Source organism: Bernardetia sp. ABR2-2B (genome assembly GCF_037126435.1).
Classification (GTDB): Bacteria; Bacteroidota; Bacteroidia; order Cytophagales; family Bernardetiaceae; genus Bernardetia.
The window spans coordinates 4,884,679-4,904,500 of record NZ_CP147020.1 but is presented as its reverse complement, the minus strand read 5'-3'; the positions used below and the strand labels follow the sequence as shown (position 1 = coordinate 4,904,500).

Below are 19,822 nucleotides of genomic sequence, written 5' to 3'. Positions count from 1 at the left end.
AAATACAAATCTGTAATTTTGTTCTACGTAAAACAAAGGTAATTGTTGTTTTGTTTTAAGATTATTAACGTCTTGTTTTGCTTAAAAATTATGGAAGAAAATATGAAAGAAGAATTCGAAAACTTCTTGCGCTCTAAAAAAATCAGTAAAAAATTATTCAAAGAAGCCGAAAAAGAGCGTTTTGAAGAATGGCAAACCTTATTTTCTGCTGTTCATCCAAAAAGCTTTGTTATGCAAAAACTACATTTGATAAATGATATTAGAAGAAAATATCATATTGAGAAGGAGACTGAATAAAATTTGTGTATTCGTTTGTCCGACTTTATCCTAAAATTAATCATATAAATCAATCACTTTGCCGTTGTCGGTGTCCCCACCGATGACAAAACTATATATAAAAAATGAAATACGATATACTCATTGTTGGAGGTGGAATTGTCGGACTTGCGACAGCCTACCAACTTCTTTTGGCTCGTCCCTCTCTAAAAATTATCTTGATAGAAAAAGAAAATTCTATTGCAAAACATCAAACTGGAAATAATAGTGGTGTTATTCACTCTGGCGTTTATTACAAACCTAAAAGCTTGAAGGCTATAAACTGTATCCGTGGTTATGAAATGCTATTAGATTTTTGTGAGAAAGAAAATATAGCTTTCGATAAATGTGGTAAAATAATCGTAGCAACAAAAGAAGAGGAATTACCTGCCCTCAAAACTATTTATGATAGGGGTTTGGAAAATGGTCTGACGGGAATGATAAACATAAAACAAGAAGAAATTGCAGATTATGAACCACATGTAAAAGGAGTAGCAGGAATTTTTGTTCCACAGACAGGAATTATCGATTACAAAACAGTTTGTCATAAATTGGCTCAAAAAATAGAACAACTAGGAGGACATATTCATCTTTCCGAAAAAGTAGAAGATATAAAACTCAATGATGAAACGAATGGAAATATCACTTTAGCAAAAGTAATTACTTCAAATTCAGAGTATCAAACAGGTTTAGTAATAAATTGTGCAGGTCTGTATTCAGACAAAGTTACCAAAATGACGATGCCAGATGCCCCTATCAAAATAATTCCGTTTAGAGGAGAATATTATAAACTTGTTCCAGAGAAAAAACATTTAGTTAAAAACTTAATTTATCCTGTTCCAGATCCAAATTTTCCGTTTTTGGGTGTTCATTTTACAAGAATGATAAATGGCGATGTAGAAGCAGGTCCTAATGCTGTGTTGGCGTACAAACGTGAAGGTTATAAGAAAACAGATATTTCGATTTCTGAACTTTTAGAAACTTTGACTTTCAGAGGTTTTCAAAAGGTCGCTTTCAAATATTGGAAAACAGGTTTGGGAGAAATTCATCGTTCTTATTCAAAAAATGCCTTTACAAAAGCCTTACAAGAACTTATACCAGAAGTAGAAAAACAAGATTTGATTACTGCCGATGCAGGTGTGAGAGCACAAGCCTGTGATAAAGACGGAGGTCTTTTAGATGACTTCAAGATTTTGGAGAAACAAGGCGTTATCAATGTTGTAAATGCACCTTCACCAGCAGCTACGTCTTCACTTTCTATTGGAAAAACAATTTCTGAAATGGCTTTAGAGAGAGTTTAGAAAATACTACCCTTTTTAATATAACTAAAAAATGCTAGAAAAACTAGATACAATTCCTTGGAGTGAGCTAAAACATGCCTATGGTTCGGCTGCTAATATTCCTAATGATTTACATAATTTGGCTAGTTCTGATGAAAAAACTTGCGACCAAGCATTAAGTGGACTTTATGGAAATATCTTTCATCAAGGAACACGTTATACTGCCACTCCTTATGCAATTCCGTTTTTATTCGAACTTATTGAAAACGAAACTACTCATAACAGAGCAGAATTAATTTATTATATCATTAACTTAGCTTTAGGTTATGAAGAAGCATATTTAGTAGAAGGAATAAATCCAGCACAAATAAAAGCAGAACTAAAAGAGGCACATAAAACAATGTCTTTGGAAGAAATCAAAGATAGTAAAGAGTATGGATATAGTTATTTGGCTCTTTTGGATTGTTATAGTTTTGTAGAAGAGAGAATCCCTATCTTATGGGAAATAATAGAAAAAACACCTAAAAGCTTTAATAATGAAGTTGAGAATAATAAAAATAGAAAATTAATCAATTCAGCTATTTATGCGTCGGCTTGGTTTGCTGAAAAAGGCACAACATCGATAGAACTTATAAAAAGACAAATTCCTGTTCTGACACATGAAAACGATATTGCAAATTGCATTTTAGCGATTGGTTTGCTTTCCAAAAATACAGAACCAAAAATAGATATTTCATTTTTAGAAGCCTATTTAGATTCTACTTCTGTACTTTTAAAAACTTCGGCAGCGATTGCACTGATAAAATATCCTCTAACAAATCAAATTATTGAAATATTAATTGATTCAATTACGTCAAATGAGGAGCTAAGAAAAATAAATGAAATTCCATTTAACGACGGAAATATAAATGGTTATGCAAGTGGAATGCTTTCTGGTTATGCACAAACTCAAGAAGAAGAACAGAGAATACTTTTAGCTTTTTGTCAAGTTTTGGAAAAATTGAATATGTATCAAGCCACCGAAACAACTGGATTTGTTTTAGATATTTTGAATAGAAACAGAACAATTCCTATAAAAGAAACTGATGTAAACAACTTAGAAAAAAATGAAATAATTGCACTAAGAGCCATTGCAAACTCAAAAGGTTGGGGAGAAGGCGATATGTCTTTTGCAAATTTTAGTCTCATGATGAGAGATGCAGGACTTCCAAGTGAGAAAGAGGAATTGATAGAATATTTGGGAGAGTATTATTAACTTGAATTATGTATAACAGACTTTCTAGTCTATTCAAAAAACAAAAAAACAAGTAAAAAATGATAGCCCACACCCTACAAAAAGAAAAACACCAAGATTTCCTAAAACAGGAACGAATTGACCCAATTACTGGAGATATTCTACAAGAAGGAGATAATATTGTAATTTGTGCAAGTTGTAAGTCTGCTTTTTTGGTGGATTCGTGGGAATATATTGACAGAACACATTGTGAGCAAACAGATACTTTAAAGGAAATTCCGAAACAGAAAAATGTAAAAATAAGTTGGGAAACGAGAAATAAAAAACTGGATAGTTTATCTTCATTTGATTTTAATACTGTAAGTGAAGATGAAGTTTCAGCAATTTATTTAAGATTCTTTGCATTGATAGGAGGAAGCATTGCAGTATTAATAATCTACTTTACTCATATAGGCTATGTTTTTATATTTGTTTTTTTATCTTATTTTTTCTTTGGTGCTTTTAATAAAATTACATATACACAAAAATCACTTTGTTTGAGCAAAGGTTATTTCATAGTTAATAAGGAAAGCCAATACCGTATAAAAATTAATTACAAAGCTATCAAAACAATAAAAGCTACAAAAGTAAAGTTACTTTCTCGCCTCGCTAACTCTATTCTTTTTAAGCAAAAAAAAGATTTCTATGATTTTATAATTACAACAAAAACTGGAGAAGTACACAAGGTTCTTATTTCGGAGAGTGAAGTCAAACGAATTAATATAGAAACAAATTTTTTGAGAAAATATACTGAATTATATCAAGGTCAAAGTATCCCTCTTGTAATTCCTGTGCGTTATATTTGAAAACTTTATACATAAAATGACAACCCACACCTTACAAAAAGAAAAACACAGTGATTTCCTAAAACAAGAACGAATTGACCCGATTACAGGAGATATTCTTCAAGAAGGAGATAGGATTGTGATTTGTGCAAGTTGTAAATCTGCTTTTTTGGCTGACTCTTGGAAATATATGGATAGAAAGCATTGTGAGCAAAGTCTTACATTAAAGGAGATTCCAAAACAAGAAGTAGTCATTATTGATAAGTCTAGTATTTATCTAAATGTAAACCTTGAAATAAAGGCAATTTCAAATAAAGACGCTGCGAAAAAAGCATCTTCATTTATCTCTTTTTTGGGTGTTATTATTTACATAATTTATGCGCTTAACTTTCATGATTTTCTGAATTATTTCTATAATTTATTAATAATGCTTTCTATTGTTTGGATACCACAATTTATATTTTGGACAATTAGTGATTATAAAGAACAGTTGAATATAAAAGGTAATGTTCTTTCTTTTTCATTGAATGATAAAAATTGGAATAATAATATTACACTCAATTCAATAAAAAATATTAGTTATTACAAACCAAGCCGTTATTGGATTTATAATTTTTTCAGAAAAAGACTAAAAAAATATGAACAAAAAGAAATTTACACGTTAAAATTCACACTAAAAGATAAAACAAGACACAAAGTTTTGATAACTAAAAAAACAATAGAACGTATCAAAAGCGAAACTAATCTTTTACAGCGATTTGATAAAAACTCTCTTACCTCTCCTTCCGTTAATTCAAAATCAATAGAAATAGCTGAATAAAACACATTAGCATAAAAAATGACCACTCACACCCTACAAAAAGAAAAACACAACGATTTCTTAGCTCAAAACAGAATTGACCCAATTACAGGAGATTTATTAAAAGAAAATGATGAGATTGTAATTTGTGCTGCTTGTAAATCTGCTTTTTTGGTGGACTCTTGGGAGTATATGGATAGAAAGCATTGTAATCAGAAAATTACTTTGAAAGAAATTCCTGTAAGTGAAGTTGTTAGGATTGAAAGACCTTATTTGATTGATTTAAAAACTGTGAAAATTTTTGCAAATTATCAAGAAGCTCGTATAACTATCTTTCCTTATTTTCTCTTAGGTTATTTTGTTTCTTTTCTACTTGACCATTTCTCACTCATAAATATCAGTTACAGTGCATTTCTAGTTATGTTGATTTGTTATTGTTATGTTTATTTTGGCTCTAAAAAATCCTATTATAAAAATAGTTTTAAAATAGAAGACAACACTCTATTTTTTAATTTAAAAGAAAATACAGAGACTAAGATGAAAGTTAAAGAAATTCAAACTATAGAATTATACAAATCTAGGCGACATTGGTTTGACAATGTAATAAGAGATATTTTTTTATCAAAAAATTCTCGTTATACAATAAAAATAACAGCTAAAAATAAATCAGTATATAAATTACTTCTTCAAAAGAAAGAACTAGAACGTGTTTCAAAAGAAACCAATTTTCTACAAAAATTCGATAAAAACTCTCTTCCTTTTCTTTCCGTTAATGAAAAGAGATTAACATAAAAAACAATATTAAACTTTATATAAATTATGGCACTTGTAATCAATGACAAATTATTAGAAGATTTAAGGTTAAATGAAGACCAACTACGCATCGATTTTGCTTGTTATCTATACGAAAAAAAGACAATTAGTACAGGAAAAGCAAGGAAATTAGCAGGATTAGACCAAGTTAGTTTTCAAAGAGAGTTAGCTAAAAGGAATATTTATATTCATTATTCAGAAAATGATTTGAATACAGAACTTAATAATTTAGGAATTGATTTATGATTATAATTAGTGATACTTCTTCTATTTCAAATCTTATTCAGATAGATTTAATTTATATTTTACAAGAATTATTTGAAGACATTTATATTACTTCTAGTGTAAGAGAAGAATTGTATGTGTTACCAAAACAAAAAAAAATAATTGAATCTTTGGATTGGATAAAAACTCAAAACCCTCAAAATCAAACTTTGGTAGAAGAATTATTAGAAGAGTTAGATATTGGGGAAGCACATTCTATTATTTTGGCTTTAGAAACAAATGCAAAATTTCTTATTATAGACGAGTATAAAGGTAGAGTGATTGCAGAACAACGTGGTGTAAAAATAATTGGAGTTTTAGGAATTTTGATTAAAGCCAAACAAAATAATATAATTCCTTTAGTTAAACCTCATATCGACAAATTGGTAACTATTGGCTTTAGAATAAAGCCAAGTCTTATAAGAATCGTTTTACAAAAAGTAAATGAATTATAATTTCAATTTTTTATATAAAAATGACCACCCACACTTTAGAACAAGAAAAACACAGTGATTTCTTAAAACAAGAACGAATAGACCCCATCACAGGAGACATTTTACAGGAAGGCGATAATGTTGTAATTTGTGCCAGTTGCAAATCTGCTTTTTTGGTAGATTCTTGGAGTTATATGGATTATAAACATTGTAATCAAACACATACTTTAAGAGAAATACCAAGACAAGAAGCTGTAAAAATTGATAGAGAATCAAGAACTGAAAGGTTAGATAAACTTGCTTTTTTTCAGTTTCGGACAGTCAAGCAATCAGAAATTACTAGCATTTATACAGGTTTTTTTGCTCTGATAGGCGCAATCGCTTCCTACTTCTCTTACCTTCTTAATATGAATTTTATTTTGGTGGGTGTTGCTGCTGTTTTGGTAGGTATTGGAATAGGAAAAAAGATGTACAAACAGAAACAACTTATTTTAGATTCAGGTCATTTTATTATTAATAATGGTCAAAAAAATGAACTTATAGAAGGTGTAGATGTCAAAACAATTAGTACAGAAAAAGACACTTTTTTTTCGTTTCTAGCTAATTCTATTTTATTCAATAAAGAAGAAGATTTTTATCATCTAGTTATTACGACAAAAGATAACAAAACACATAGATTCTTTATTGCTGAAAGAGAGAAAAGGAGAATAGAAGAAGCAACAAATATTCTAAAAAAATATGCTACTCCGAATCATTCTCAAATTCCTGTTCAGAATATACCTCCTAGCCTAGATAATACAAACAATAGATTAGATTTGGGTTCATAAGTAGCTGACAGTTTATTAACTGTCCGAAATATATTACAAACAAAATGATAAAAATTAAGCAAAAAGAAACAGCTAAAACAGAAAATAAAAAAACTATTTCTACTCAAATAGCCATCATCGGAGGTGGTTTGGCTGGTTTGGCGTGTAGTATTCGGTTAGCTAGAAAAGGAATAAAAGTCGTTTTAATAGAAAAAAACACTTATCCATTTCATAAAGTTTGTGGAGAATATATTTCGAATGAAGCCTTAGACTATGTAAAATCTTTAGGCGTAAATCCTTTTGATTTTGGTGCAGTCGCTTTAGACAAATTTTGGCTTTCTTCGCCTTCTGGAAACAAGCTAGAGTTAGATTTACCGTTGGGTGGTTTCGGAATCAGTCGTTATACATTAGATTATGAATTATCAAAAATCGCAACAAAAGAAGGGGTTCAGATTTGGGAAGGAACGTTTGTGAAAGATGTGAATAAGGAAATGGGAAATGGGAATACAAAAGAGGAATTAGGACTTGGGAATTGGGAGTTAGGAAATGAGAGTAATAAATTGAGTGAAACAAATAAAAAAAGACAAGCTGAAAATAAATTCTTGATTGAGACTTCAAATGGAAATATCAAAAGTCAGGTTGTAATTGGTTCTTATGGAAAACGGAGCAACTTGGATAACAAACTACAAAGAGATTTCTCTAGCAAAAATTTTCCGTATATCGGTGTAAAATATCATCTCAAAACGGATTTAATGCCTAATAATGTAATTGCGCTACATAATTTTTGGCGTGGCTACTGTGGAATTTCAAGAATTGAAGATGACAAATTTTGTTTTTGTTATCTTTCTCATAAAGACAATATTACAGATTTTAAGAAAGTAGAAAACATAGAAAAACAGCTTTTTACAGAAAATCCTTTCCTTAGCAAAATATTAAAAGAAGCAGAATTTTTGTATGATAAGCCAGAAATAATCAATCAAGTTTCTTTTTCCCCTAAGAAATTAATTGAAGATGATATTTTGATGTGTGGAGATTCGGCAGGAATGATAACGCCTTTGTGTGGAAATGGAATGGCAATGGCTCTTCATAGCTCAAAGATTTTGAGTGATTTACTAATTAGCCACTTTGACAATCAAATAAACTTCAACACTTTAAAAACAGACTATCAAAAGCATTGGAATAGTCAGTTTCAGTTACGATTAAAGGCAGGGAGAACAGTTCAACATTTTTTTGGAGGACGCCAATCTAGTGAACTTTTAATAAATACATTCAAATATATCCCTTCAGTGGCTCGTAAGGTGGTTAGTCTAACACATGGAAAAGTATTTTAAATAGAAAAAAACGGATTCGAGTAGTTTTTACTCAAATCCGTTTTCAGTCTTATTGGAAAAACAACAGATTATTTTCCATCACCATTTACATCAATATTTTTCAAGAAATTATCTACGTCAGTAGCAATTTTTTCACCACGTTGATTTATGTCGGCTTTAAATTCAGCCCATTCAGCTTCTGTTATATTTTCAGTATTTTCCATTTTAGTTTTAAACTCTGCATATTCATTGCGAAGTTCTTCACGCTCTTGAATCATTTCAGCAGATGCTGCATCACCTAAAGTTTCAATCTTGGTGTCTAGTTTTTCCAAGCGAGTATCCCACATGTCTGTTTTATTTTGCCATTCATTTTTCCAATCCATACGTTTTTGTTCAAACTCATTACCTGCTTCAGTAATTTCGTTATTCATTTCCGTCATTTCTTCATTTACTTCTGCTTGTGCATCTTTTCTTTCAGAAGGTGAGCAAGATGAAAAAAGAGTTGTTGAAGATAATAAAAGAGCAAATAAAAATACAGAAATTTTAGTATTCATAATAAAAAATAGGGTTAATTTTTAAATAAAATCTTAAAAGTAAAAATCTGTTTCCTTAAAATTAAAAAGAAACAGATTTTTTTGTCAATTTATTATAACAGCTAGACTATTTGCCGTCACCATTTACGTCAATATTTTTCAAGGCATTATCTACATCAGTAGCAATCTTATTAGCTGTTGTATTCACATCAGCTTTAAACTCAGCCCATTCAGCTTCAGTTTTGTTCTCTACGTTTTCCATGTTTGCTTTGAACTCTGCATACTCTCTTCCAAGCTCTTGACGCTCTTCTCTAAGTTCAGCAGATGCTTCATCACCTTGTGCTTCAATTTTAGCATCTAATTCAGCCAAACGAGCATCCCAAGCTTCCATTTTAGTGTCCCATTCATTTTTGAACTCCATACGTTCTTGCTCAAACTCATTACCTGCTTCAGTAATTGCAGCATTGGCTTCTTTCATTTCTTCGTTTGCTTCTTGACGTGCATCTTTTCTTTCAGAAGGAGAACATGCAGAGAAAAGAGTTGTTGAAGATAATAAAAGAGCAAATAAAAATACAGAAATTTTAGTATTCATAATAAAAAATAATTGTTAAAAAAATAATTCCTTTTCAAATTATAAGGAAAATAAATAAATTAGATGAGCTTTCTAAAAATATACTAACTCTATTTGTAATATAAACCACTTTAAAAGGTGTTTAAAATTTTGGCTTATTCTATGACGAATTTAGTCATTTAATTAAACAAATCATAAAAAACACAGGATTGTATAAATAAAAATGACATAATCTTATGATGATTTGTAGTAAATAATTGTTTTTTGAGGATTAAAAATGCCAAATTTTATTTGACAAGATAATTTCAATATATAGAACACAGATAATTCAAAATAGTTTAAAAAAATAAAAATCAGTTTTCTATCTTTATTAAATTCTCTTAAAGAAACATCATTTTTGAATTTCTTAACAAGAAGAAAAATTATTAGCGAGTATTTTTGTTTAATTTAATTAACTAAACACACTCCACTACTTCATAACCTCCTCTGATGAAACACTTTTATCTCTTTTTTCTTCTATTTTTTTGCCTTACCTTTTCAGCTTCTTCCCAAACTACTCCCAACAAAACAGAAACAATCTTACAAGAAAAAATTGTTTCAAAAAATGATTCGCTTTCTATTTCTCCCTATCAACTTTCGGTCAGAAAAACGACAGCTATTCGTATAGATGGAGCATTAGATGAAGAAATATGGCAAACTTCGGAAGTCGCTACTGGCTTCACTCAAAACTTTCCGACCGATACATTGATTGCTCTTTCTCAAACTGAAGTTAGAGTTGCCTACGATGAAAATTACTTTTATGTAGCTGCTATCTGTAAAGGAAACCCAGAACAAAATTATATTGTATCTTCTATGCGTAGAGATTATAATTGGGGACAAAACGATAACTTTTCGGTTAATTTAGACCCTTTTGGAGATGGTTTGAATGGTGTTTATTTTACAGTTTCTCCTGTGGGGGCGCAACTTGAAGGGCTTATTTTTGAAGGCGATAGAGATGCTTCTAATTGGGATAACAAATGGTATAGTGCAGTTTCAGATTTACCTGATGGTTCTTGGACTTGTGAAATTGCGATTCCTTTCAAAACGCTTCGTTATCCAAAAGACAAATCTAAATGGAAAGTGAATTTTGCTCGTAATGATGCTTTTAGAAATGAAATTTCGGCGTGGGTGCCTGTTCCTATTCAGTTTTCGACGGTTTCACTTGCCTTTACTGGCGAACTTATCTTTGATGATAACTTAAAAAAAGCAGGTTCAAATATTTCTATTATTCCTTATTTGGCTGGTTCAGCTGCAAAAGATAATATTAATAATACACCTTACGAAACAAGTGGAAATATTGGAGGAGATGCAAAAATTGCTGTTACGCCTTCTCTAAATTTAGATTTAACAGTAAATCCTGATTTCTCTCAGGTAGAAGTCGATCAACAAGTAACAAACTTGAGTCGCTTTGAGATATTTTTTCCTGAACGAAGACAGTTTTTTTTAGAAAATAGTGATTTGTTTGCCAACTTTGGTTTTAGCCGAATGCGTCCATTTTTTTCTCGTCGTGTCGGAATTGGCTTTGATACTACTATTAATCAAAATGTTCAGAATCCTATTTTATATGGTGCAAGATTGAGTGGAAAGGTAAATAAAGATTGGCGTGTCGGACTTTTGAATATTCAGACAGGACAAGATAAAGAAAAAGGAATCATTGGTAATAATTATACGGTTGCAGCCTTTCAAAGACAAGTTTTTTCTCGTTCGAATATTGCAGGAATTTTTGTCAATCGTCAAGAAACTGGCAATGAAACTTCTGACAAACCTTATACAAGAATGGCAGGAGTTGATTATAATATGCAATCAAAGGACAGCAAGTGGAGAGGAAAAATATTTTATCATCACGCTTTTTTACCAAATGAAACCAATGGAACTTTTGCTCATGCTGGTTTTTTAGCATACAATACTCGCAAATTTTATGCTGCTTGGAATCACGAAGTTGTAGGAGAAAATTATAATATTGATGATATTGGTTTTGTCCTTCGAAAAGGTCTCATACGTTTTGAAGATTGGGTAGGTTATAATATGTATCCCAAAAAAGGAAAGTTTCAACGTCATAACTTCCATGTATATTTTAACACCTATACTGACCTAAATTGGAAAGTTACTGACAGAAATATGTCGTTTGAATACAACGCTGATTTATTCAACACTAGTGAAATGGGAGCAGGTGTTTTTAATGATTATACGTATTTATTCTTTTCCTTTGACCCTACTAATTCAGGAGGAAAACAGTTTGAAGAAGGAGAAGAGTTCACAAATACAGGAGCATATATTTATTATAGTTCTGATTCTCGTAAACGTTTCAACCTTTCTACTTCAGCATCTTATCGTACTTATTTTACAGGCACTCGTTTTAATGTAGATGGAACAATTCGTTACCGTTTTCAGCCTTACGGACAGTTTGCCATAAGTTTTGACCATAATATCATTGATTTGCCAGAACCTTATAATGATGCTAATTTTTGGATTATTAGTCCTCGTTTAGATGTTTCATTTACTCGTAGCCTTTTCTTGACAACCTTCTTACAATACAATACACAAGCTGACAATGTAAATTTGAATGCTCGTTTTCAATGGCGTTTCAAGCCTGTTTCAGACTTTTTCTTAGTCTATTCAGAAAATTATTTACCTGAAAATTTTGGCTCAAAAAATCGTGCTATCGTGGCAAAGATTTCTTACTGGTTTAATCTTTAGAATCAATTTAGTTGTTGGTGTCGCTTCGCTAAAACATCAACAACGGCAACAAATACGAATAACAATAGAATAGACACTCTCACATTAAAGTGTACGTCACAAAAAAAGTCAATCATTATAAAAATGATTGACTTTTGTATTTAACTGGCTACTAGGAATAGAAATTAAATAAATTGATACTTTTAATTATATAATTAACTAGTAGTCAGAAGTTTAATTCGTAATTCGTAATCTTTAATTCGTAATTGTTCCCTACTTACTGATAACTAGTAACTGATTTCTAGGTCTGAATTGCACCTACATTATAACGCTTTGTAATTGGTGCTTGATTAGCAGCTTCAATTCCCATTGAAATAATCTGACGAGTTTCCATTGGGTCAATAATCGCATCAATCCAAAGACGTGCAGCAGCATAATAAGGAGTGGTTTGCTTTTCATAACTCGCCGTAATTTCTGCTAATAATTTTTCTTCGTCTTCTTTTGAAACTTCTCTTCCTTTTGCTTTTTCAGAACCTACTTTTATCTGTAAAAGCGTTTTTGCAGCCGAAGCACCACTCATAACAGCTATTTTTGCTGTTGGAAAAGCTAACATCAAACGAGGATCATACGCTTTTCCACACATGGCATAATTTCCTGCGCCATACGAATTACCTACTACGATAGTGAACTTAGGAACGACACTATTTGCCATTGCAGAGACGAGCTTTGCACCATCTTTAATGATTCCTCCGTGTTCGGAACGGCTTCCAACCATAAAACCAGTAACATCGTGCAAAAATAAAAGTGGAATTTTCTTTTGGTTACACGTCATTATAAAACGAGCAGCTTTATCAGCAGAGTCAGAATAAACAACTCCACCCATTTGCATTTCTTTTTTGCCACTTTTCAAAATCGTTCTCTGGTTGGCTACTATTCCAACTGACCAACCATCTATTCTTGCATGTCCACACAAGATAGTTTTGCCATAATCTTTTTTATACTCCTCAAAATCAGAATCATCTACAATTCTTTCGATAATATCTCGCATATCATACGGCTTGGTACGGTCAGCAGGTAAAAGTCTGTAAATTTCTTCCATACTTTTGGTAGGAAGTTTTGGCTCTGAACGATTAAAACCTGCACTATCAGGCTCTCCAATTTTATCCATAATATTACGAATGGCATCAAGACATGCTTCGTCATTTGGATATTTATTGTCTGTTACTCCTGAAATTTCGCAATGCGTAGAAGCTCCACCCAATGTTTCTTGGTCTATATCTTCGCCTATGGCAGACTTTACAAGATAAGGACCTGCCAAAAATACTGAACCTGTTCCCTCTACAATCAAAGCCTCGTCAGACATAATCGGCAAATATGCGCCACCTGCCACACAGCTTCCCATAATAGCAGAAACTTGAACGATTCCTTCGGCTGACATGTGAGCATTATTTCTAAAAACTCTACCAAAATGCTCTTTATCTGCAAAAATTTCATCTTGCAATGGTAAAAATATTCCTGCACTATCTACCAAATAAATAATAGGAATACGGTTCTCCATGGCTATTTCTTGCGCTCTCAAATTCTTTTTTCCTGTAATTGGAAACCACGCTCCAGCTTTTACAGTCGCATCATTTGCCACAATTACGCAAAGTCTTCCACTTACATGTCCCATACCAGTAACTACACCACCTGACGGACAACCTCCCCACTCGTTGTACATATCATCACCCACAAAAGCTCCGATTTCATTAAAATAAGTCGTATTTCCTTCTTCGTCTTTATCTAAAAGGTAATTTATGCGTTCCCTAGCTGTTAGTTTTCCTTTAGATTTGTGTTTGTCTATCTTTTTTTGCCCTCCACCTAGTTTTACTTTGTCTAGTTTTCCTTGAAGCTGAATAAGAAGTTGTTTATTCGCATCTTCATTGATATTGAGCTGTATATTTTCTTTTTCAGACTTGGAAGGACTACTATGCGTAGTGTTAGCTTTTTTGTCTTTGCTTTTTTCTTTTGAGTTATCTGCCATAGTTTGTGTTGTGTATGCTAGGTTTTACTTTTTTCTTTTTTTAGGTTCTACAAAAAAAACGATTTATTTGCTATTTTACAATAGAAAGTTTTGATTAGGAAAGATTACGAATTAAAGATTACGAATTACGAATATAATACATTGAATATCAACAACTTACTATTTAAAATAAGTGTGCTATTTAATTTCAATTCCTTAAAAAGGGAAAACTAATTTCTATTTTGATTTAGGCAAATATAATTTTGTACTATCATTCAGAAATCTTGCTTCTTTTACAAATTCCTTATAATAGCTATTCTCTATTTTCTTATTACCTTTTATCAAGAATACCTTTGAACTGTCTTTCAAATTAATACAGGTAGAATAATTGCTTTTTGGCAGAATGGAAACAGAATGTATTTGGTAATCAATAAATAAATTACCTATTCGCTGAACTAAGTCAAGATATGTATCATTTATAATTGTTATCTTAAAGTCTGTCAGTTCTTCATCATTCTCACCACTATTTATCGTACTGAATCGAACCGCACCGTAATGAATAAAAAGACTATCTTTTGACGAATCAGATTCTAAAGAGTGTATTGTTTTACTAATACTAATGTATATATTAGATTGCTTTTTAGTTCTTAGTGCTATTTTATCAGCTCTTAGCCCTTCTAATTCCCAAAATTTTAGTAACTCGTTTGGAGCAAATGGTTGATTTCTTCTTTTTTTAAATTTCTCCTTTTTTATTTCTTTTATAGTATTCTTTTGATAGAAATTTATAAAAATAGTAAAAGCAATGATTCCAAGTAATAAAGCTATTCCAATAAAAGCAGAAATTTTATTTGTAAATTGATTTTGTGGCATATTTTATTCTAATAAGGATAAATTACTTTCGTACTGTCATTTATAAACTCTGCTCTTTCGATGAGTTTTTTGGAATACTCCGTTTTTATTTCTGCATTTTGTCTTATCAAAAATAACTGTCTTCCATCTTTTAATTCAATTTTAGTAAAATCTCCTGCCTTTGATTCGGTAAAAATAGATTTTATCTGATACTTTAAAAACAACATTCCAATCTCTTTAAGCTGATAATAATAACTAGAGTCAGATTCTTTGATATCGAACTCTTCAAGTTTAGTAGTATAGCTTGTAGGGTAAGAATATTCAAAATCTAACATTCCATAATTGATAATAACCTTATCTTGGTCGAAGTTATTGTATGCTTCTTGTAAACGTCTTTTCGTATTAGGTTCTAAGTTGTTGGAGTTATTAATAAGTTCAGCAGTTATATAACCAAAGTTTTTATTGATTTGAATATGCTTTCTTAGCTTCTCATAATGAAAGTTTATAGAATCTGTTTGTAATTTTTCTAATTTCCAAAGGTTTGCCAAGTCAGCAGAATCTAAAATACTAAATTCGGGTTCTTCTATTTCTGTTATTGCTTCTTCCTCTACTATTTCTTCTATTGGTTCTTCAACAAAGAAATTTATAAAAACAGTAAAAGCAATAACTAAGAAAAGAAGTGTTATTCCAATAAGCGAAGAAAATTTATTTGATGTTGGGTTTTGTGGCATATTTTATTTGTGTGATGGAAAAATAATTCTTGTACTGTCATTTAAATATTCTGCACTTTCCAGTAATTCTTTGTAGCCTTCTACTATTTCAGAATCTTTTTTTAATAAAAAGATTTTTCTTCCATCTTTTAATTTAATAGTGGTAAAGTTCCCATAATCAGAGCGAGTAGTAATATAACTGATTTGATATTTTAGGAATATTTTACCTAAACGCTTTAAAAACAAAGAATCTTTTTCAGATTTATAATATTCTAGTCTAAACTTTTGAAATAGTAAAGGCTTAGCCTTTTCTCTATGAACTTTAGATTTGAATAGTATTGTCCCCAAATAATAGGTACTGTCATTAGGACGGATTACTGTCGTTGTATCTTTTTCTGTTTCGATTTTAAACTTAATAGTATCCCAATTTATTTTTATTTTTTTTTCAAAATGTATGGAATATTTTCTTTCTCGCTGTATTGCTCTACCTGCCTTAGTTTCGATACTATCTAACTCCCAAAAATTATCTAATTCATTTTGAGTAAATGGTTTAAATTCCTTTTCTACTTCTTTGATAGGAATGTTTGTAAAAATAGTAAAACCGATGATTCCAATCAGTAAAAGAAATCCAATAAGCGATGAAAGTTTATTTGATGATTGATTTTGTGGCATATTTTATTTTTTATTCGTTCCAAGGCAGCATTAATCTTGTGCTGTCATTCAAAAGTTCTGTACTTTCAATAACTTTTTGATACTCTGTTTCAATTTTTGCATTTGGTTTTATTAAAAATATTTCTCTACCATCTTTCAATGTAATACGAGTAAAATCACCATATATTGATTCTGTACTAATCGATTGAATTTGATATTTTAAAATTAGTCTTCCTATTCCTAACAACTTGGCAGAATTAGTTTGTAAACCATTTATAGAACTTATTTCAACAGCGTCAAGTTTCATTGCACCATATTTATAATCCATATTTCTGAAACTTATTACTCCATAATTAACTATCGTATCTTCGTCTATATTTGTTTCTACTTTATAAAAATCTTTAATCTGTTTTTCTTTAAAATCTAATAACCCATTAAAAGTAGAATCTTTTACTAAAGAATAATGTAGATTTTTATCAATTTTTATGTATGTTCTTTTTTTTGTATTATCAATAGTTAAAGAATCTGTATTTAGATACTCTAATGCCCAAAGTTGAGCTAAATCATGTTCAGTAAAAGAATTAAAATCTATTTTCTCTTCTATTTCTGACAAGTCTTCTACTTCTTTTTTAGTAGGAAGATTAATATAAACTGTAAAGATAATTATACCCATCAATAATAAAATACCGATAGCAGATGAAACTTCTTTTGATGAATAATTCATAATGAAAGAATTTGCTAAAAAATTCGCTTTCCAAAAATAACAAAATGCTGCCAAATTGCTCCTACGAATCCGATATGCTTTTGAAATATTTTGAAACGCTCTTTGAGTGATTTTTTCTTTTGTGAAGTTGAGATTCCTCCTGCCAAAAAATGAGCAACTATTATTTCTGATTGTCTTACTCTAACCTCTTGCTTATTATTTTTACGCTTTTCTATTTCTTTAAAAAGCCGAATAGACCAATCTATATCTCCAGCTAATCTAAAATCCAAATCATACAAAGGCGCAATTTCTCTACGAACAAACATTGCTTGATGACAAATTACCATTCCTTCTAAGAAATTTTTGTAGCCTTTTTTGGCTAATTCCTTTTCTGTGGGAGCAATTTTATGATAATCTGTAAAAGAGTTATCCAACTGTTTGATTTTCACTTTTCCATAAATAAAATCTATATCTTCTATTTCACTTTGACTTTCAGATTTATTTTTATAAAGAATTGATTTTATCAAATCTTCTACTGTTTGAGGAGTTGGAATAGTATCTCCTGCGTGTAGAAACCACACAAAATCGCCTGTACTGAGTTTCAAACCTTTATTCATTGCATCATAAAGACTTTTGTCTTTTTCGCTTATCCAAGTCGTAATAAACTCTTGATTTTCTTCAATGAGTTGTTTTGTTCCATCAGTAGAATTTCCATCAATGACTATATATTCTATGTTTTGATACGTTTGATTTTTGACAGATTCAAAGGTTTGAGAAAATAATTCTTTTGCATTTCGGACAACGGTAATAATACTTAATTTCAATTTTTTTAGTGATAAATGGTTAGTGATAAATGGTAAGATAAAGCTTACAGTTTATAGTCTTCTACCATTTCTTTATGTTTAGGAGTATAGTCTATATTTTCATCTAACCTAAGCCTAAATTCATCTAAAACATTAATGTAGTTATTTTTATCAAAAACAAAACTTGGGGAGCTTAAAAACCAATTAATACTCTTGCCAATTTCTTGAGGAGTTACGGCATCAGAATTTTCTATCCCAAATTTATTCCAGTACACAAAATTTCCTTTTACTTCAACTTCAACTATAATTAATGTACACCACAAGTCTATATCTTCAGAACACATTAATATAGGAAGGTTTAATTTTTCATTTATCGATGGTAATGTACGCTCCCACACAACCTTCTGTTCAAGAGGATTATCTAACCAATTCAAAAGAGTAGGAACTAAACCTCTAGCAATATCAGTTTGGCTTTCTAGTATAATATCTTCCAATGACTTATTATCAATTTCAATAATATAGAAATTAGCTTTACTAAACGTATTTTTATATGTTTTTGTGGATATTTTATTCATATCTTAATTGAAATTACAACTGATTACTACTCGCTTAAAGACAAGTCTTTTGTTCTATTGATAACTGATGACTGGTAACTGATTTAATCTATTTTCACTTCTGTTTTACGGTGCATATCTAATTTTACCAGAATAAAAAGCAATAACGTAAAACCCCAAAGCGACGAACCTCCATAACTAAAAAACGGCAACGGAATACCAATTACAGGAAAAAGTCCAATGGTCATTCCAATATTTACAACAAAATGATAAAATAAAATAGAAACTACACCATAAGCGTACACCCTAGAAAATTTTGATTTTTGCCGTTCTGCTACGTGAATAAGCCTAAAAAATAGCAAGACAAAAAGCACCAAAACGCCAAAACTTCCTACCCAGCCTTGTTCTTCTCCGATAGTACAATAAATAAAGTCGGTGCTTTGGTCGGGTACGTAATTTAGTTTTGTATGTGTTCCTTCTAAGAATCCTTTTCCTGTGAGTCCTCCAGAACTAATGGCACTTTTTGAGTTATAAACTTGCCATCCAAAATCTTGTTTTCCTTGTGTTGGGTCGACCAAAACTTCTAATCTTTTGCGCTGATATTCTTTCAAAACATCTTTCACAAAAAAGTCTAATCCTCCCACGATAGCCACAGTAGCCATTACGATAAAGCCAGTAAGCCAAATAGGTTTGTATTTTTTATCTACCGTAACCGAAAAAATTCCTTTAATTAATAGCCATATTCCAAAAATTCCTGCTAACCACATCAAATTTTCTTTGAAAGATTCAGATTTGACAAGCGCAATATCTTCTGATTGATACTCTTGCACAGGAAGCCACCAAGGCATTGTTAGTAGTGCCACATTCAAACCTATTTCTATCATAAAAACAAACCACTTCGGACGGTCTTCGGCTCGTCTCCTAAAAAAGTCTATAAGCTGAATAAAAAGTAGAATAGTTCCTCCTGCCACGATAATCCGTTGCATCAATCCCCATAAATCCGAAAGCATAACGAGCGTAGCCACCAAAAGTATAATCGCTGAAAGACCAATTACCATAATGAAAGAAGGCAAACCTTCACGATAAAAAACGATGAAAAAACTAGCAAAAACCATTGCAGAACCTGTATCGCCTTGTAAGATGGTAAGGACAGCAGGAATACCAATAATGACCATCAGAATGCCGATATACTTCCATTTTTCGGCACTAACACGTTTATTTCCTAAGAAAAAGGCTATCATCAGAGCCGTTCCTACTTTGGCAAGTTCGGCAGGTTGGAAACGGATTCCCCCAAAATCAAACCACGACTTAGAACCTGCTATTTCTCTACCAAAAAGCAAAACCCCGACTAGCAAAGCCATCGTAATGATATAAAAAAAGGGAGAGAAGGAAGCAAAAAGCCGAACATCTAAGAGGGTCAGAACGAAGGCAAGAACCGTAGCCAGTCCAATCCACACGATTTGTTTTCCTGCATTGGTCTTGAATAAAAACTCTGTTATAGAATACGTTTTTTCAGCATCATAAATGGCTGCGTAGATACTAATCCAGCCCCAAGTGAGAAGACCAAAAAACAATAAAATTGTCATCCAATCTAGTTGAGAGAAAGGCGAACGAGAAGAGGAAGATGAACCATACATGACAATTACGAATTA

The 19,822-nt window shown here is 31.2% G+C and carries 21 protein-coding genes; 11 read left to right on the top strand and 10 right to left on the bottom strand.

Annotated features, from left to right (window positions below):
• Positions 1-90: 90 nt before the first annotated feature.
• The 10 genes from WAF17_RS20605 (at position 91) to WAF17_RS20560 (ending at position 8,100) form a co-directional block, all read left to right on the top strand.
• The gene (locus tag WAF17_RS20605) at positions 91-297 is read left to right on the top strand and encodes a hypothetical protein (RefSeq protein ID WP_338763880.1); all 207 of its coding nucleotides are present in this window, start codon (positions 91-93) and stop codon (positions 295-297) included.
• A 104-nt stretch (positions 298-401) separates the two neighbouring features.
• Positions 402-1,616 carry an L-2-hydroxyglutarate oxidase gene (gene lhgO / locus WAF17_RS20600; protein ID WP_338763877.1) on the top strand — a complete coding sequence of 405 codons (1,215 nt, stop codon included), beginning with the start codon at positions 402-404 and terminating at the stop codon, positions 1,614-1,616.
• A gap of 31 nt (positions 1,617-1,647) precedes the next feature.
• Positions 1,648-2,850, top strand: coding sequence for a hypothetical protein (locus WAF17_RS20595; RefSeq protein WP_338763874.1), 1,203 nt, complete (start codon positions 1,648-1,650; stop codon positions 2,848-2,850).
• Between the two features lie 59 nt (positions 2,851-2,909).
• Positions 2,910-3,674, top strand: a complete 765-nt coding sequence (locus tag WAF17_RS20590) for a hypothetical protein (RefSeq protein ID WP_338763871.1) — start codon at positions 2,910-2,912, stop codon at positions 3,672-3,674.
• A gap of 16 nt (positions 3,675-3,690) precedes the next feature.
• Positions 3,691-4,473: a hypothetical protein gene (locus WAF17_RS20585; protein ID WP_338763868.1), complete on the top strand. Its 783-nt coding sequence runs from the start codon at positions 3,691-3,693 to the stop codon at positions 4,471-4,473.
• Between the two features lie 18 nt (positions 4,474-4,491).
• Entirely contained in the window at positions 4,492-5,244 is a 753-nt protein-coding gene (locus WAF17_RS20580; protein ID WP_338763865.1) for a hypothetical protein, read from the top strand.
• Positions 5,245-5,271: 27 nt separating this feature from the next.
• Positions 5,272-5,511, top strand: a complete 240-nt coding sequence (locus WAF17_RS20575; protein ID WP_338763863.1) for a UPF0175 family protein — start codon at positions 5,272-5,274, stop codon at positions 5,509-5,511.
• Positions 5,508-5,984: a DUF3368 domain-containing protein gene (locus WAF17_RS20570; protein WP_338763860.1), complete on the top strand. Its 477-nt coding sequence runs from the start codon at positions 5,508-5,510 to the stop codon at positions 5,982-5,984. Before WAF17_RS20575 ends, WAF17_RS20570 begins: the two co-directional genes overlap by 4 nt.
• Positions 5,985-6,004: 20 nt before the next feature.
• A complete protein-coding gene (locus WAF17_RS20565) occupies positions 6,005-6,790 on the top strand; it encodes a hypothetical protein (protein WP_338763857.1) in 786 nt (261 codons plus the stop codon).
• A gap of 44 nt (positions 6,791-6,834) precedes the next feature.
• Positions 6,835-8,100 (top strand): NAD(P)/FAD-dependent oxidoreductase, encoded by a 1,266-nt coding sequence (locus WAF17_RS20560; protein WP_338763855.1) that lies wholly within the window; start codon positions 6,835-6,837, stop codon positions 8,098-8,100.
• A gap of 68 nt (positions 8,101-8,168) precedes the next feature.
• On the opposite strand, the gene WAF17_RS20555 is transcribed toward WAF17_RS20560, so the two are convergent.
• Both WAF17_RS20555 and WAF17_RS20550 read right to left on the bottom strand, forming a co-directional pair.
• Positions 8,169-8,633, bottom strand: a complete 465-nt coding sequence (locus WAF17_RS20555; protein ID WP_338763853.1) for a hypothetical protein — start codon at positions 8,631-8,633, stop codon at positions 8,169-8,171.
• A 106-nt stretch (positions 8,634-8,739) separates the two neighbouring features.
• The gene (locus WAF17_RS20550) at positions 8,740-9,204 is read right to left on the bottom strand and encodes a hypothetical protein (RefSeq protein ID WP_338763851.1); all 465 of its coding nucleotides are present in this window, start codon (positions 9,202-9,204) and stop codon (positions 8,740-8,742) included.
• Positions 9,205-9,672: 468 nt separating this feature from the next.
• On the opposite strand from WAF17_RS20550, the gene WAF17_RS20545 reads away from it, so the two are divergent.
• Complete coding sequence (locus tag WAF17_RS20545; protein WP_338763849.1) at positions 9,673-11,919, top strand: DUF5916 domain-containing protein; 2,247 nt, start codon at positions 9,673-9,675, stop codon at positions 11,917-11,919.
• Between the two features lie 280 nt (positions 11,920-12,199).
• On the opposite strand, the gene WAF17_RS20540 is transcribed toward WAF17_RS20545, so the two are convergent.
• The 8 genes from WAF17_RS20540 to rodA form a co-directional block, all read right to left on the bottom strand.
• Positions 12,200-13,921 carry a carboxyl transferase domain-containing protein gene (locus WAF17_RS20540; protein ID WP_338763846.1) on the bottom strand — a complete coding sequence of 574 codons (1,722 nt, stop codon included), beginning with the start codon at positions 13,919-13,921 and terminating at the stop codon, positions 12,200-12,202.
• Positions 13,922-14,137: 216 nt separating this feature from the next.
• Entirely contained in the window at positions 14,138-14,770 is a 633-nt protein-coding gene (locus WAF17_RS20535) for a hypothetical protein (RefSeq protein WP_338763843.1), read from the bottom strand.
• An 8-nt stretch (positions 14,771-14,778) separates the two neighbouring features.
• Complete coding sequence (locus WAF17_RS20530) at positions 14,779-15,480, bottom strand: hypothetical protein (protein ID WP_338763840.1); 702 nt, start codon at positions 15,478-15,480, stop codon at positions 14,779-14,781.
• Between the two features lie 3 nt (positions 15,481-15,483).
• The gene (locus WAF17_RS20525) at positions 15,484-16,131 is read right to left on the bottom strand and encodes a hypothetical protein (RefSeq protein ID WP_338763838.1); all 648 of its coding nucleotides are present in this window, start codon (positions 16,129-16,131) and stop codon (positions 15,484-15,486) included.
• Positions 16,132-16,141: 10 nt separating this feature from the next.
• On the bottom strand, positions 16,142-16,834 hold the full coding sequence (locus WAF17_RS20520; RefSeq protein WP_338763836.1) for a hypothetical protein: 693 nt from the start codon (positions 16,832-16,834) through the stop codon (positions 16,142-16,144).
• 14 nt (positions 16,835-16,848) lie between these two features.
• Complete coding sequence (locus WAF17_RS20515; protein WP_338763833.1) at positions 16,849-17,637, bottom strand: glycosyltransferase family 2 protein; 789 nt, start codon at positions 17,635-17,637, stop codon at positions 16,849-16,851.
• A gap of 44 nt (positions 17,638-17,681) precedes the next feature.
• Complete coding sequence (locus WAF17_RS20510) at positions 17,682-18,191, bottom strand: hypothetical protein (RefSeq protein WP_338763829.1); 510 nt, start codon at positions 18,189-18,191, stop codon at positions 17,682-17,684.
• An 83-nt stretch (positions 18,192-18,274) separates the two neighbouring features.
• Positions 18,275-19,807 carry a rod shape-determining protein RodA gene (rodA, locus tag WAF17_RS20505; protein WP_338763826.1) on the bottom strand — a complete coding sequence of 511 codons (1,533 nt, stop codon included), beginning with the start codon at positions 19,805-19,807 and terminating at the stop codon, positions 18,275-18,277.
• Positions 19,808-19,822: the final 15 nt, after the last annotated feature.